General features: G+C 53.6%; 15 protein-coding genes. 6 read left to right on the forward strand and 9 right to left on the reverse strand.

The annotated features are described in order from the left end of the window. Nucleotides 1-20: 20 nt before the first annotated feature. From J4645_RS11700 to J4645_RS11720, 5 genes are read left to right on the forward strand one after another with little or no spacing between them, the layout of a single operon-like run. Complete coding sequence (locus J4645_RS11700) at nucleotides 21-446, forward strand: PPC domain-containing DNA-binding protein (protein WP_023214408.1); 426 nt, start codon at nucleotides 21-23, stop codon at nucleotides 444-446. A gap of 25 nt (nucleotides 447-471) precedes the next feature. Further along, nucleotides 472-1,050, forward strand: coding sequence for an ECF transporter S component (locus tag J4645_RS11705; protein WP_023214409.1), 579 nt, complete (start codon nucleotides 472-474; stop codon nucleotides 1,048-1,050). Then, nucleotides 1,051-1,758 (forward strand): energy-coupling factor transporter transmembrane component T, encoded by a 708-nt coding sequence (locus J4645_RS11710; protein ID WP_000553264.1) that lies wholly within the window; start codon nucleotides 1,051-1,053, stop codon nucleotides 1,756-1,758. Further along, nucleotides 1,746-2,423, forward strand: coding sequence for an energy-coupling factor ABC transporter ATP-binding protein (locus tag J4645_RS11715; RefSeq protein WP_001517914.1), 678 nt, complete (start codon nucleotides 1,746-1,748; stop codon nucleotides 2,421-2,423). Before J4645_RS11710 ends, J4645_RS11715 begins: the two co-directional genes overlap by 13 nt. Next, complete coding sequence (locus J4645_RS11720; RefSeq protein WP_000956933.1) at nucleotides 2,417-3,106, forward strand: ATP-binding cassette domain-containing protein; 690 nt, start codon at nucleotides 2,417-2,419, stop codon at nucleotides 3,104-3,106. Before J4645_RS11715 ends, J4645_RS11720 begins: the two co-directional genes overlap by 7 nt. Here the strand turns inward: J4645_RS11720 and J4645_RS11725 are convergent. The 7 genes from J4645_RS11725 to tkt all read right to left on the reverse strand — a co-directional run bounded on the left by J4645_RS11725 (nucleotide 3,075) and on the right by tkt (nucleotide 10,930). Beyond that, a complete protein-coding gene (locus J4645_RS11725) occupies nucleotides 3,075-3,791 on the reverse strand; it encodes a nucleoside/nucleotide kinase family protein (protein ID WP_023214410.1) in 717 nt (238 codons plus the stop codon). The genes J4645_RS11720 and J4645_RS11725 overlap by 32 nt on opposite strands. Continuing rightward, a complete protein-coding gene (locus J4645_RS11730) occupies nucleotides 3,788-4,297 on the reverse strand; it encodes an MltR family transcriptional regulator (protein ID WP_000209974.1) in 510 nt (169 codons plus the stop codon). The genes J4645_RS11725 and J4645_RS11730 overlap by 4 nt, the downstream gene beginning before the upstream one ends. 213 nt (nucleotides 4,298-4,510) lie before the next feature. Further along, complete coding sequence (gene glpX, locus J4645_RS11735) at nucleotides 4,511-5,482, reverse strand: class II fructose-bisphosphatase (RefSeq protein WP_001519647.1); 972 nt, start codon at nucleotides 5,480-5,482, stop codon at nucleotides 4,511-4,513. After that, nucleotides 5,479-6,753, reverse strand: coding sequence for a zinc-binding dehydrogenase (locus J4645_RS11740; RefSeq protein WP_000853171.1), 1,275 nt, complete (start codon nucleotides 6,751-6,753; stop codon nucleotides 5,479-5,481). The genes glpX and J4645_RS11740 overlap by 4 nt, the downstream gene beginning before the upstream one ends. 23 nt (nucleotides 6,754-6,776) lie before the next feature. Continuing rightward, nucleotides 6,777-8,156, reverse strand: a complete 1,380-nt coding sequence (locus tag J4645_RS11745) for a PTS mannitol transporter subunit IICB (protein WP_000400411.1) — start codon at nucleotides 8,154-8,156, stop codon at nucleotides 6,777-6,779. Nucleotides 8,157-8,183: 27 nt separating this feature from the next. Then, a complete protein-coding gene (gene cmtB / locus J4645_RS11750; protein WP_001518319.1) occupies nucleotides 8,184-8,627 on the reverse strand; it encodes a PTS mannitol transporter subunit IIA in 444 nt (147 codons plus the stop codon). Nucleotides 8,628-8,938: 311 nt separating this feature from the next. Then, a complete protein-coding gene (gene tkt, locus J4645_RS11755) occupies nucleotides 8,939-10,930 on the reverse strand; it encodes a transketolase (protein ID WP_000098648.1) in 1,992 nt (663 codons plus the stop codon). A 275-nt stretch (nucleotides 10,931-11,205) separates the two neighbouring features. On the opposite strand from tkt, the gene J4645_RS11760 reads away from it, so the two are divergent. Further along, a complete protein-coding gene (locus J4645_RS11760; protein WP_000701825.1) occupies nucleotides 11,206-11,964 on the forward strand; it encodes a M48 family metallopeptidase in 759 nt (252 codons plus the stop codon). A gap of 100 nt (nucleotides 11,965-12,064) precedes the next feature. On the opposite strand, the gene speB is transcribed toward J4645_RS11760, so the two are convergent. Both speB and speA read right to left on the reverse strand, forming a co-directional pair. Next, a complete protein-coding gene (speB, locus tag J4645_RS11765) occupies nucleotides 12,065-12,985 on the reverse strand; it encodes an agmatinase (protein ID WP_000105550.1) in 921 nt (306 codons plus the stop codon). Between the two features lie 228 nt (nucleotides 12,986-13,213). Continuing rightward, nucleotides 13,214-15,190: a biosynthetic arginine decarboxylase gene (gene speA / locus J4645_RS11770; protein ID WP_001278580.1), complete on the reverse strand. Its 1,977-nt coding sequence runs from the start codon at nucleotides 15,188-15,190 to the stop codon at nucleotides 13,214-13,216. Nucleotides 15,191-15,194 lie beyond the last annotated feature (4 nt).

The raw sequence follows: 15,194 nt of genomic DNA on the forward strand, positions 1-15,194 counted from the left end.
AGTCTCGGAGTCCTGTAACGATGACTGTATCTCACCACAATGCCTCTACAGCGCGCTTTTACGCGCTTCGTCTGCTTCCCGGCCAGGAAGTGTTTTCCCAATTACACGCCTTTGTGCAACAGAACCAATTACATGCCGGCTGGATTGCAGGGTGTACCGGCAGTCTGGCCGATGTTGCGCTGCGTTATGCCGGGCAAGAGGCGACCACATCGCTCACCGGCACGTTTGAAGTTATCTCGCTAAACGGCACGCTTGAATTGACCGGCGAGCATCTACATCTCGCGGTATCAGATCCCTACGGAGCCATGCTCGGCGGCCATATGATGCCAGGGTGTACCGTGCGTACCACGCTGGAACTGGTTATCGGCGAACTACCAGCGCTGACGTTCAGCCGTCAACCGTGCGCCATTTCCGGTTATGACGAACTGCATATTTCTTCCCGTTAATTGACGACTCTTTAAGAGGTACTTTATGACGCGTCGCCCGTTTTCCAGCCAGTCTCTGGTGCTGATTGTCATCGCTATTGCCATCAATATGATTGGCGGACAGCTTATTAGCATGTTGAAGCTGCCTATTTTTCTCGACTCGATCGGCACCTTAATTAGTGCGGTGCTGTTAGGGCCGTTCATCGGCATGTTGACTGGGCTTCTGACCAACTTGCTGTGGGGGCTTCTTACCGACCCTATCGCTGCCGCGTTTGCCCCGGTAGCGATGGTTATCGGTCTGGTCGCCGGGTGGCTGGCGCGCGCAGGCTGGTTTCGTACCCTGCCCAAAGTGGTCGTCAGCGGCGTCGTCATTACGTTAGCGGTGACGCTGGTCGCCGTACCGCTTCGTACCGCGCTTTTTGGCGGCGTTACCGGCAGCGGCGCTGATTTATTCGTCGCCTGGATGCATTCAATGGGCCAAAACCTGGTAGAGTCGGTCGCGATTACCGTCATAGGCGCTAATCTGGTCGATAAAATTCTGACGGCGATCATCGTTTGGGTGCTGCTGCGTCAGCTACCGTTACGTACGACACGGCATTTTCCTGCGATGTCAGCCGTACGCTAAATGCATCCGTTTACCTCGTTAACCTTATGGGCGCTGGCGGCCTGCACCACGCTGCTACTCCCTGCGCAAACCGTGCTCCCGGTTTATAGCGCGGCGGCCTTCCTCTGTCTGCTGGCGCTGAAATCAACGCGGCGGCGGGCGAAGTATGTCGCCTGGCTGATGCTGTCTTTAGGGTTTGGGCTATGGCTGGTACATGGCGGTTGGCTAACGGAATGGATAAGCGGGCAGCCTCGCGATCCGCAGCGCTGGATATATGCCGTTACGCTATGGCTACGCCTGCTGGCGATCGTGTCGACGTCGCAGCTATGGATGCAGTATGTGCCGGTTCAGCGGTTTATTCGCGCCCTGTTCGCTTCACGTCTGCCACCCGGCATCGCTTACCTGTTCGCTGGCCCGCTGCTGGTCGTCGAACAGCTCAAACGACAACTGACGATTGTTCATGAAGCCCAGCGCGCGCGCGGCGTACCGCTGGATGAAGGCTGGTATCAGCGGCTACGGGCGATGCCAGCGCTGATCGTGCCGCTTACGCAAAATGCGCTTAACGATCTGACAATACGCGGCGCGGCGTTGGATATGCGGGGGTTTCGGCTGCATCGAGCCCGAACCACGCTGTGGGCGCCGAAAGATAGCGTGTTACAACGGGTTGCGCGGTATGGCATGGTACTGCTAATACTGGCGGAAGCGGGAGTATGGATATGGTTACGTTAGAGCAGTTTCGTTATCTTCCGTCCGATGCGACACGCCCGCCGGCATGTTTTGATTTCCACTATTCAACACCCGGAATAGTGGCAATAGTCGGCGATAACGGCAGCGGAAAAAGTACGCTGGCGCAACTGATGGCTGGCTGGTATCCGGATTATCTTCCCGGCGATATTGACGGCACAGGCTTACTGCTTGGCGTCCCTATCGGGCGGCTCCCGCTGGTAGAACAGTCGCCCACCATCCAGTTGGTGCAGCAATCGCCATATTTACAGCTTTCCGGCTGTACCTTTAGCGTAGAGGAAGAGGTGGCGTTTGGCCCGGAGAATCTCGGCCTCCATGAAGCGGAAATTCTACGGCGCATTGACGAGGCGCTGACCCTGACAAACTGCCAGTCGTTACGCCATCGCCATCCCGGCACGCTCTCCGGCGGCGAAACGCAGCGGGTAGTGATTGCCAGCGCGCTTGCCATGCAGCCCAGGCTATTAGTTCTTGATGAAGCCTTCAGTCGGCTGACGTCAGCGGCCACCGGGACGCTACTGGAACGGTTACAACAGTGGGCGCTGGAACGTCATTCTCTCATTGTGCTTTTTGAGCGTAATCATTTTCCTTTTCTGACGCGATGCCAGCGGGTATGGCAATTGCGTGACGGAGCGCTAACCCCATTATGTTGACGTTAAATCAGGTCGCTTATCGCTGGCCGAATGCCGCAGCTGACTGTCTGCACGCTATCTCGCTTGAACTTCAGGACGGCGAATGGCTGGCGTTGACCGGCGATAACGGCGCGGGAAAATCAACGCTGTTACGGATTATGTCCGGCCTGCTTTCCCCCACTTCCGGCTCGGTAACGCTTAATGGAGAGCCGATTTCGCAGCTTAAAAATCGTCAACGCGCCGCCGCTATCGGCGTACTCTTTCAGGAAGCGGAAAACCAGATTTTCCACAGCAATGTCGCGCAAGAGGTCGCTTTTGGGCTGAAACTACAACGCTTATCGGCGGAGGAAATTTCACGGCGCACGCAGGCCGCGCTGCGGTTATGTCAGCTAACGGACGTCGCCGAGGCGCACCCGCTCGATCTGCACGCCGCGCAGCGCCGGATGGTGGCGGTCGCCAGTCTGGAGGCGATGGCGCCGCCTGTGCTATTGCTGGATGAACCCAGCCGGGATTTTGACGCCCACTGGCTAACCGTATTTGAACACTGGCTGGCGACATGCCGGGCACGGGGAACCAGCGTCGTGGCGATTAGCCATGACGCTGCGTTTACCCGGCGTCATTTTTCACGGGTGGTACGGCTGCATAATGGCGCGATAACGCCGCGTAACATCATTAAGGACACGCCATCCGATATTCGCCCGTAGAGGTCATTTCCAGCATGAGATCGGCTGGCAGGCTACTTTCCAGCACCCGGCGCACATTTGGGCCGTCGGTGCGTTCATAAAAGGTTTCCGCCTCCGCCTGTGATAATCCTCCCGCCAGTTTACGTCCAATCAACCGGGCGCGTAAGGTTTCCGCCGGGGCGCGAATAAATAATGAGAAATCGCAAAACTCCGCTAACGCGCGCCATCTGTCGTCATCCCGCAGGAGCCAGTTTCCTTCCACAATCACGATCGGCGCCGTGACCATAACAGCGTGTTCCACCGGGTCGTGCCGCTGTCGGTCGTACTGCGGCCAGGTCGCTTCGCCAGCCCGCACCAGACGCAGATTTTCCGCCAGCTTATCAACGTCAAAGGTTTCCGGCACGCCTTTACAGGCACGTAAATGATGCGCCTCCAGCCAGCGGTTATAGTAATGAAAGCCATCCATGGGAAGCGTTTGAATTTCCGGCAGGCCAGCATCCTGACGAGAGAGATATTCCCAGAAGGTGGTCAGCGTGGATTTGCCTGTGCCGGGCGGCGCGCTAAGAAAAACGATGGTACGGCGCTCAGGTTTAGCGGCATGTATTTTAGCCAGTTGTTGCAGTAAGGGCTTGTGAACCTTCTCTATTTCATCATCATGATAATGTGCTTCAACGTGCAGCCCATTAACCGTTAATGCGATTTTCACGGCGTTAATTCCTTTAAAATTGTCGTTACCGCCAGCGCCATCGCCGTTTTGACCATACCGGTAAAACGCACCTCAGACCACGCGGCGAAGTCGGCAAACTTCATCGACTCCAGCGCGCCATATAAGGGCGCATTACGGGTAATACAGTTAACGTTACTGATGAAGTCCCAGGTAATGTCGTCGGCAAAACCGGGAATCGCGTCCTGTTCATGCAGGTACTGATAAAACTGAGAAAAATGGGTGATGTCAGCGTAGAGCCATTTATCCATTTTCCCCAGCGCATAAATCAGACGTAATGCAACGTCGATATCGTCAAGCGGCCCGCTTTGAGCGAGTAACGGCTTCACTGCATATTCCACAATTTCTTCATCATTATCGACAAACAGCGACGGCAGAAAGCGCTTAATGCCCTGGAGCAAAATGTTATGTGCCGTCGTCATAAACGAAAGTAAATTATTTTGAGCATCCAGTTGCTCAAGCACATCGTCTTCTGTCAGCGTCGTCATTTGTGTCCCGATATACTCATCGTCTTTCAAGCTACAGGTGGGCGTGGACTTGCCACCGTCCTTCATCCTGAAAAGCCCAGAGTATATACCCTAAATAATTCGAGTTGCAGACAAGCGGCAAGAGAGAGAACCACCAGGAGCTTACATGAGTAAGTGACTGGTGTGAACGCGCGTCGCCAACGTACTTGCAACGTGAAGAATGACGGGGATAAGTCACCATGAATGCAGAGAGTCTATAATATTACACGTTCGATCTGCGCTACCGATCAGTAAAGTTTGCGTGCGCACACCGTTCGCAACCCGTTGGATCCCGTTAACCAGATCGCCGCCCGTAACGCCCGTCGCGCTAAAGAGAATGTCGTTACCGGCAGCCAGCTCGTCAAGGGAGTAGACACGGTTAACCGCAACGCCCATTTCTTCGCAGCGTTGACGCTCCTGTTGCGCCACCAGGCGGTTGTCAGCGTTGTCCCCTTTCGCTTCACAAAAGTCGAGTAGCTCCGCCTGCATATCACCGCCCAGCGCTTTTACCGCACAGGCGGAAATTACGCCTTCAGGCGCGCCGCCAATGGTATACATCAGATCATAAGGGTTATCCTGCAAACAGGTCAGGACGCTGGCCGCCACATCACCATCGGGGAGAGCGAATACCTTAACCCCAAGTTGCGTCGCCTGTGTAATGGCCGGTTTCAGCCGCGGTTTATCTAACGTGACCATACGCAGATCCTCCAGCGGCTTATTTAGCGCCCTGGCGACATTTCGCAGGTTATCGGTTAACGATAACGCCAGATTGATCACGCCTTTCGCCTGCCGATTTACAACCAGCTTTTTCATATACATATCGGGCGCATGTAACAAGCTGCCCCGGGGCGCAAACGCCATGACGGCCAGCGCATTACTTTGTCCCATGGCGACCATTCGGGTGCCTTCTATAGGATCGACGGCGATATCCACCTCCGGCCCCTCGCCGTTACCCACCTCCTCGCCAATCCACAGCATGGGCGCATGATCGATTTCCCCCTCGCCGATGACGATCCGCCCACGGATGGCGATATCATTCAATGCCTGTCGCATCGCGGTAACAGCCAGCCCATCAATTCTGTTCTTATCGCCGCATCCCGTTTGCGGCCAGGCAGCCAGTGCTGCCTGCTCCGTAATGCGAAATAGCGGCCATGCCAGAGACATCATGCCGCCTCCCCGATATCCACGCCAAATTGCGCCAGCAGGTATCTTTCCGCTTTTTCGTTCCAGATGCCGTGCGTCTCTTCAACCAGACGCGCCAGCTCCCTGAACAACGGATCCGTTTTTCCTTTTTCGGCGAAATCAGTAATCGCCGTCAGCGGCATGGTGACGCCGTTATAGATAAGCTTCTTACCGCCGGGAATATCCGGCAGGTTGAGTACGGTGTCCGGTACTGCATCCAGCCCACCAATATGCGTCACCATGAATGAAGGCTGAAGCTGTCCTGTTGCGCTTAACGTAATAGCCTCTTTCATATCCTCCGTGGAGCCGCCGGATGTCCCTACGACATGGGTACTGTTGTAATGCACATTGTAGAAATTAAACGGTACCTTGAACTGGCTATCTGTCGGCCCGGCAAAGAAATTCAGGCAACCGTCTTCGGCGAGAAGATCGTCAGCCATTTCAACGACGGACGGAACGGCGGCATAAACAAAGACATCATCAAATCCTGCGCCATCGGTTAATGTCCGAAGTTGCGCAGCAGGATCAGCCATGCCCGCGGTATTCACATAGATAAGCTCAATGCCCTTCTCAGCGGCCTGTTTGACCGGCAGCAGTTTTTTAGCCTGCGCCAGGCGGGCTTCATCGATATCGACCACCACAACTCGCGCCGGCTGGATCCCGCCGTTAATGGCATAATCAATCGCACCAATGCCCATCGGTCCGGCACAGGCCAGGAGCGCGATATTACCGCCGGGTTTGACTCCCATCCGATGTTCATAAACATAAGGTGTTGTATGGTAATTGGCGTTATAAGCGCCAATAATGCAGCACATCGGTTCCGCCAGCGATGCCGCGGCAAAATATGAGCCGTGATACGGTAAAACACAGCCCAGATTAATCGCTACTTCCGGGATTATCATGTACGTGGCGTTACCACCAAAATATTCGTAACTGTAGCCAGCAGAATAACCGCTCGGCAGGCCCATCGCCGGTTGTAAAACAAAACGCTGTCCTTTTTTATATTTATCAGTCAGATTTTTTCCTACTTCGACGATAATTCCAGCACATTCATGCCCCGTAATGACTGGATGATTTTCCAGATCATCTGGCACTCGTTTATGTTCACTGCCTAATAAAGCGGCTTTCCAGGTAGAGAGACATACGCTGTCGGAAATTACGCTTACGAGCAGTTCATTCTCCGTAATGTCGGGTAATTCAAACTCACGGATACGGACATCCCGCTTGCCATATATAGCAGCTACTTTCGTTTTCATATTTACTCCAGAAACCTGAAATATTAATTCGATGTCAAATGGTTAAATAAATCATCAAGGCACGGATCGCCAATATAGTTTTTAATAAGTATTAAGGGCTTATCGCTGACTCGCTTAACACGTCCTTCAAGGCTGGCGTGGGTAACGATAATATCGGCATCATCCGGTACATTTTCGATAGCGTAATGTTTAACGTCGATAGTCAGGCCCGCCTTTTCCAGACGTCGGCGGAACGTTGTGGCGCCCATTGCGCTGGAGCCCATCCCCGCATCGCAGACAAAGGCGATACGTTTCACGTCGCGATATGAAAATTTGCCTTCTTGCTTCATGGCTTTCACCGCTTTAGCGGAATCACTAAAAGTATCTTCGCTGTCGGCTTCGCTACTTTTTTCCATTTTCAAAATGAAAGCGGTGATAATAAAGGTCACTGCCGTTCCCGCCGTTACGCCAGCAATCGTAGCAAGGAAAGAACCTTTCGGCGTCAGCGCCAGGTAAGCGAAAATTGACCCCGGGCTTGGCCCTGCAACCAGGCCGCCATCCAGCAGGTTAAACACCCATGTTCCGCTCATCCCGCCGGCAATCATGGCGATGAGTGTTAATGGCTTCATCAGCACATAGGGGAAATAGAGCTCATGAATCCCCCCGAGGAAATGGATAATCATGGCGCCAGGCGCAGATTTCTTTGCCATTCCTTTGCCAAATAGCGTAAAGGCAAGCAGCAAACCTAAGCCAGGCCCCGGGTTAGAGGCCACCATAAAGAAAATGGATTTTCCGGTTTCCGACGCCTGTTGCATTCCCAACGGATAATAAACGCCCTGATCGATGGCATTGTTCAAAAAGAGGATTTTTGCCGGTTCATTGATTAAAGACAACAGCGGCAGATAGCCCGCATGTACCAATGATTCAATACACTCCTTCACAAAGTTATTGGCAATAAGTACCGCCGGACCAATCACTTCAAAACCCAGCAGGCACAAAATCATCCCGGCGATACCCAGCGAGAAGTTATTAATCACCATCTCAAAACCGGCGGGAATCCGCTTTTCCAGCAACCGATCAATATATTTAATGACCAGACCGCCGAGAGGCCCCATAATCATTGAGCCAAGAAACATGGGGATATCAGCGCCGATGATAACGCCAATGGTGCCAATTCCCCCCATCACGGCGCCACGCTTTCCACCGACCAAATGTCCACCGGTAGAACCAATCATTACCGGCAGTAAATAGGTAATCATCGGGCCGACAATTTTGGCGAAATGCTCGTTTGGCATCCACCCGGTTGGAATAAATAATGCAGTGATAAAACCCCAGGCAATAAAAGCGCCGATATTGGGAATGACCATCGCGGTCAAAAATCCCCCAAAAGCCTGGACCTTTGCACGAGCAGACTTGTGTTCCATATTAATATCCTGTAAAGGAGAGAATAATTATGCGCGAGCTATAATATCCGCCAGCTCTTTTTCTGATTTCGCAGCTAATAACGCCGCTAAAACATCCTCTTCACATAATAGTTCGCTTAACGCCTGGATAGCGCCAATATGTGAATCTGAATCTGCTGCTGACAGGCCGATTAATAATTTTATGCCGTCATCCTCGTCGGTAAACTGCACATCCTGCCTGAGCAATGTTAATGACATCCCGGTTTTTAACGCGCCGCATTCGGGGCGAGCATGAGGCATCGCGACCCCAGGTGCCAGAATATAGTAAGGACCATTACTGATTGTTGAATCTTTGATAGCCTGAATATAATTTTCATTTATATAACGATTAGCCAAAAGAGATGACATGGAAAAATCAACAGCTTCCTGCCAATTTTGTGCCAATGGCCTTATTGTAATAGATGCTTCAGGAAAATAATCTATTAACCGCATAAACTATCCTTATTTTATTTTTAGGGTACAACTTGTCGTTAAAAATAAAATACGCGGGCGGCAAAATGAAATCAATCCAGGCGAAAAAGCGAGCGCTTAAAATGACATGATTATAATTTATCTATAAAACAACTTGTTATAATTATAAAAATAAAAAGCAAGCTTCATTTTGTGATGTTAATTGCAAATTCAATAAATAATAAAATATCAAAATTGTGATAAAAATCACAAATAAAGCCTTGTTAGCGATAAAATAAATGTATCTAAAAAAATGGGTCGCCGAAGCGACCCGTTTCATGCCGTATTAAGGATTACAGCAGCGCTTTCGCTTTGGCGATCACGTTGTCCACCGTGAAGCCAAACTCTTCAAACAGCAGCTCTGCCGGGGCGGATTCACCGAAGGTGGTCATCCCGACAATAGCGCCGTTCAGGCCGACGTATTTGAACCAGTAGTCAGCGATACCCGCTTCAATCGCCACACGCGCAGAGACCGCCTTCGGCAGCACGGATTCACGGTAAGCCGCATCCTGTTTGTCGAACGCGTCGGTGGACGGCATGGAAACCACGCGCGCCTTCACGCCTTCGGCAGTCAGTTTTTCGTAAGCGGCAACCGCCAGCTCAACTTCTGAACCGGTCGCAATGAAGATAATCTGCGGCTGGCCCGCACAATCTTTCAGTACGTAACCACCGCGGGCGATATTCGCCAGTTGCTCTTCAGTACGTTCCTGCTGCGCCAGGTTCTGACGGGAGAGGATCAGCGCGGTTGGGCCATCCTGGCGCTCTACGCCATATTTCCACGCCACCGCGGATTCCACCTGGTCGCACGGACGCCATGTGGACATGTTCGGCGTTACGCGCAGGCTTGCCACCTGCTCGACCGGCTGGTGCGTCGGGCCATCTTCGCCCAGACCGATGGAGTCGTGGGTGTACACCATCACCTGACGCTGTTTCATCAACGCTGCCATACGCACTGCGTTACGGGCATATTCGACGAACATCAGGAAGGTGGAGGTGTACGGCAGGAAACCGCCGTGCAGGGCGATACCGTTGGCGATAGCGGTCATACCGAATTCGCGCACACCGTAGTGAATGTAGTTACCCGCCGCGTCTTCGTTGATAGCCTTAGAACCGGACCACAGGGTCAGGTTAGACGGTGCCAGGTCTGCAGAGCCGCCGAGGAATTCCGGCAACAGCGGACCGAAGGCTTCGATGGCATTCTGGGACGCTTTGCGGCTGGCGATTTTCGCCGGGTTAGCCTGCAGTTTAGCGATGAATTCATTCGCTTTCGCATCGAAGTCAGCCGGCATGTCGCCTTTCATACGACGGGTGAATTCAGCAGCTTCCTGCGGGAAGGCTTTCTCATAAGCCGCGAATTTCTCGTTCCATGCGGATTCTTTCGCCTGGCCGGCTTCTTTCGCATCCCACTGGGCGTAGATTTCAGACGGGATTTCGAACGGCGCGTATTTCCAGCCCAACTGTTCGCGGGTCAGCGCGATTTCCGCGTCGCCCAGCGGCGCGCCGTGGGAATCGTGGGTACCCTGTTTGTTCGGCGAACCGAAACCGATGATGGTTTTGCACATCAGCAGGGACGGTTTGTCAGTCACGGCGCGAGCTTCTTCCGTGGCGCGTTTAATGGCGTCGGCATCGTGGCCGTCAATGCCACGGATAACGTGCCAACCGTAGGCTTCAAAACGTTTCGCGGTATCATCGGTGAACCAGCCTTCAACGTGACCATCGATAGAGATACCGTTGTCATCATAGAACGCGATCAGTTTGCCCAGTTTCAGAGTACCAGCCAGAGAGCACACTTCGTGAGAAATGCCTTCCATCATGCAGCCGTCGCCCATAAAGACGTAGGTGAAGTGGTCAACGATGTCGTGGCCAGGACGGTTAAACTGCGCCGCCAGAGTTTTCTCGGCAATCGCCATCCCGACGGCGTTGGCAATACCCTGACCCAGCGGGCCAGTAGTGGTTTCAACACCAGCGGTGTAGCCCACTTCCGGATGACCAGGGGTTTTTGAATGTAGCTGACGGAAATTCTGCAGTTCGGACATCGGCAGGTCATAGCCGGTAAGGTGCAGCAGACTGTAAATCAGCATTGAGCCGTGGCCATTGGACAGCACAAAGCGGTCGCGGTCGGCCCAGGACGGGTTGGTCGGGTTGTGGTTCAGGAAATCACGCCACAGGACTTCGGCAATGTCAGCCATACCCATCGGGGCACCCGGGTGACCGGATTTGGCTTTCTGTACTGCGTCCATGCTCAGCGCACGAATAGCATTGGCAAGCTCTTTACGTGAGGACATTTTGACTCCAGATCGGATGTTGAAAGGCCATGCCCGTAACGACTTGACGACAGCGCGTTTTGGGCTACGCCGGAAAATTTGCCAACAATTTACCCCAAGCCGCGCGTCATGTACATGGAACATCCTTTTACCGCTTCAGAAATCTCCGGATCGTGCTCGTATGTTGCGCAATTAGCTAACTTGCCTGCCATGCTTTTCTTTATACTTAACCCAGGCGCTAATTCATCTGCAACGGGCGCATTTCAAAATAATATTAATTCGTATGGAAGAGAAAAATGAAAATTCGCGCTTTACTGCTTGCTTTGGGCATGGCGACGGTGCTGACCGGTTGCCAGAATATGGACTCTAATGGACTGCTTTCTTCGGGCGCTGAAGCTTTTCAGGCCTATACGTTAAGCGATGCGCAGGTAAAAGCGCTGAGCGATCAATCCTGTCAAGAGCTCGACAGCAAAGCGAAAATCGCGCCGGCGAGCAGCGAATACGCTAAACGACTGACAAAAATTGCCGCCGCGCTGGGGGATAACATTAACGGCCAGCCGGTGAACTATAAGGTTTACGAGACGAAAGACGTCAACGCGTTTGCCATGGCGAACGGTTGTATCCGCGTCTACAGCGGACTGATGGATATGATGACCGACAACGAAGTTGAAGCCGTGATCGGCCATGAAATGGGCCATGTCGCGCTGGGTCATGTAAAGAAAGGGATGCAGGTCGCGCTGGGCACTAACGCCGTGCGCGTCGCGGCGGCATCGGCAGGAGGAGTTGTCGGCAGCCTGTCGCAATCACAGCTTGGCGATCTTGGCGAAAAACTGGTGAACTCGCAGTTCTCTCAGCGTCAGGAGTCCGAAGCGGATGATTATTCTTACGATCTGTTGCGCAAACGCGGTATCAGTCCGGCAGGACTCGCTACCAGCTTTGAGAAACTGGCAAAACTGGAAGCGGGTCGTCAAAGCTCAATGTTCGACGATCACCCGGCGTCCGCCGCACGCGCACAGCATGTGCGCGATCGTATGAGCGCGGACGGGATCAAATAACCCCCGAACAGTGCCGGATGGCGGCGTGAACGCCTTATCTGGCCTACAAGCATCAATCAGCTGTAGGCCGGATAAGCGCAGCGCCATCCGGCAAAACAACTTACTCGCCCTTCTTCGCCGCCTGGATATAGAGCATTTCTAATGCCAGCGTCGCGGCCGCCAGAGCGGTGATCTCTGACTGATCGTAAGCCGGCGCGACTTCCACTACATCCATACCGACAATGTTCAGATCTTTCAGACCGCGTACCAGCTTAATGGCGCGATCGGAGGTCAAACCACCGATCACCGGCGTACCGGTGCCAGGCGCAAACGCCGGGTCCAAACAGTCGATATCAAAGGTCAGATAGACCGGCATATCGCCGACGATCTGTTTCACCTGAGCGAGAATATCATCCACGCCGCGATCGTTGACCTGGCAGGCATCCAGCACGGTAAAGCCATTGTCTTTGTCAAACTCAGTGCGAATACCGATCTGTACCGAATGATGCGGATCGATCAGGCCTTCTTTCGGCGCGGTGTAGAACATCGTGCCGTGATCGAATTCGCAGCCGTTAGCGTAGGTATCGGTATGCGCGTCAAAATGTACCAGCGCCATTTTGCCAAAATGTTTCGCGTGGGCGCGCAGCAGCGGCAGCGTGACGAAGTGGTCGCCGCCGAAAGAGAGCATACGCTTGCCTGCAGACAGCAGTTTTTCAGCGTGCGCCTGTAATTTTTCGCTCATTTCACGGGCATCGCCAAACGCATACACCAAATCGCCGCAGTCCACGACGTTCAGGCGCTCGCGCATGTCAAAATTCCACGGAAAACGGTGATGTTCCCAGGCGAGGTTGGTCGACACCTGACGGATCGCCGCCGGGCCATGACGGCCGCCAGCGCGACCGGACGTTGCCATATCAAACGGTACGCCAGTGATCACCCAGTCGGCATCGCTGTCATACGGCTGGAAGTTCATTGGCAGACGTAAAAAACCAAACGCATTAGAAACCAGTGAGTTATCGTACTGATGACCTAAGGTGCTCATGTCCTGACCTCTTTTAGAGTCGTTGCATTAAAACAGATGAAAAAAAATCCCCTCCGCGTCGTTAAACCCGACGAGGAAGGGATTGATTTGTAAATCGCTATTGCGGCGAATTATCGCCGTTAATTCATACGGGTTCAAGTGAGTATAGCATTCTGCCGGGTGGCGGCTTTACCTTATCCAGCCTGCATTCGTAGGCCCGGTAAGCGCAGCGCCACCGGGCATCAACGGCTACTCATCTTCAAGATAAGTATAACCGTACAGTCCCGCTTCAAATTCCTCAAGGAACTGCTGCTGCAACGCATCGTCCAGATCCGTCTGTTTTACCTGGTCGCGGAAATGCGTTAACAGCGTTTTCGGATCCAGTTGCACATATTGCAGCATATCCGCAACGGTATCGCCTTCGTCCGACAGCTCAACCTCGACGCTACCATCCGGGAAGACAAACACGTCAACCGCTTCAGTATCGCCAAACAGGTTGTGCATGTTACCGAGGATCTCCTGATAGGCGCCGACCATAAAGAAGCCGAGCATCGGCGGATTCTCTGGATCGTATTCCGGCATCGGCATCGTCGTGGCGATACCGTCGCCATCGATATAGTGGTCAATAGCGCCATCGGAATCACAGGTTATATCCAGCAGCACGGCACGACGTTCCGGTACCTGATCTAACCCTTCCAGCGGCAGCACCGGGAAGAGCTGATCGATTCCCCACGCGTCCGGCATTGACTGGAACAGCGAGAAGTTGACGTACATTTTGTCCGCCATTCGCTCTTGCAGTTCGTCGATAATCGGACGATGCGCACGGTTTTGCGGGTCCAGTTGCTTCTGCACTTCATGGCACATGCTGAGATAAAGTTGTTCCGCCCAGGCGCGCTCCTGCAAACTAAACGCGCCGGAAGAGTAGCCGATATGAATATCGTGCAGATCCATTTGGCTATCATGCAGCCATTCACGCAGCGAGCGGCGAGTGCCGGGCTTATGCATCTCCTGCCAGGTTTCCCACAGATTTTGTAGCGCGCGCGGCGCATCTTCAGCAGGGGCAGTCGGATCCGTGTATTCGTTACGCTCCACGCCGATAATGTTAGAGACCAGTACCGTATGGTGCGCAGTGACGGCGCGGCCAGACTCGGTAATCACCGTCGGATGCGGTAAACCATGCTCTTCGCAGGCATCGCCAATCGCCCAGATGATGTTATTGGCATATTCGTTCAGGCCATAGTTCACCGAACAGTCGGACTGCGAGCGGGTACCTTCATAATCCACGCCCAGACCGCCGCCCACGTCGAAGCACTGAATATTAACGCCCAGCTTATGCAGCTCAACATAGAAACGCGCGGACTCGCGCACGCCGGTCGCGATATCGCGAATGTTCGCCATCTGCGATCCCAGGTGGAAGTGCAACAGTTGCAGACTGTCCAGGCGCCCGGCGTCACGCAGGGTCTCCACCAGTTGCAGCACCTGCGTCGCCGCCAGGCCGAATTTTGATTTTTCGCCACCGGAGGATTGCCACTTACCGGATCCCTGAGAGGCCAGACGCGCACGCACGCCCAGACGAGGAACCACGTTCAGGCGCTCGGCTTCTTCCAGCACAATCGCGATTTCAGACATCTTTTCGATGACCAGATAAACCTTATGGCCCATCTTCTCGCCAATCAGCGCCAGCCGAATGTATTCACGGTCTTTATAACCATTACAGACGATCACGCTACGGGTCATGCCGGCATGCGCCAGCACCGCCATCAATTCCGCTTTCGACCCCGCTTCCAGCCCCAACGGTTCACCGGAATGGATAAGGGACTCGATCACGCGGCGATGCTGATTGACCTTAATCGGATAAACGAGGAAGTAGTCGCCGTTATAACCGTAAGATTCACGCGCACGCTTAAACGCCGCGTTAATTGAACGCAAACGGTGTTGCAGGATCTGCGGGAAGCAGAACAGCGCCGGCAGACGCTGGCCTTGCGCTTCGCGCGCTTTCACCAGTTTGGCAAGATCGACACGCGCTTCCGGTACGTCGGGATCGGGGCATACGCTAATATGGCCCAGCTCGTTGACGTCGTAGTAGTTATTGCCCCACCAGGCAATATTGTAAGTGCGCAGCATCTTGCTGGCTTCCTGGGAGCTCATTGCAACCTCCTGCATGGAGCGTAGTACACCCTGTTCGCCTGCTGACGAAGGCGAACCCATAGACATGTCGTCAGACATAGCG

The organism is Salmonella sp. 32082101201600294FB01SM01 (assembly GCF_017572865.1).
Lineage (GTDB): Bacteria > Pseudomonadota > Gammaproteobacteria > Enterobacterales > Enterobacteriaceae > Salmonella > Salmonella enterica.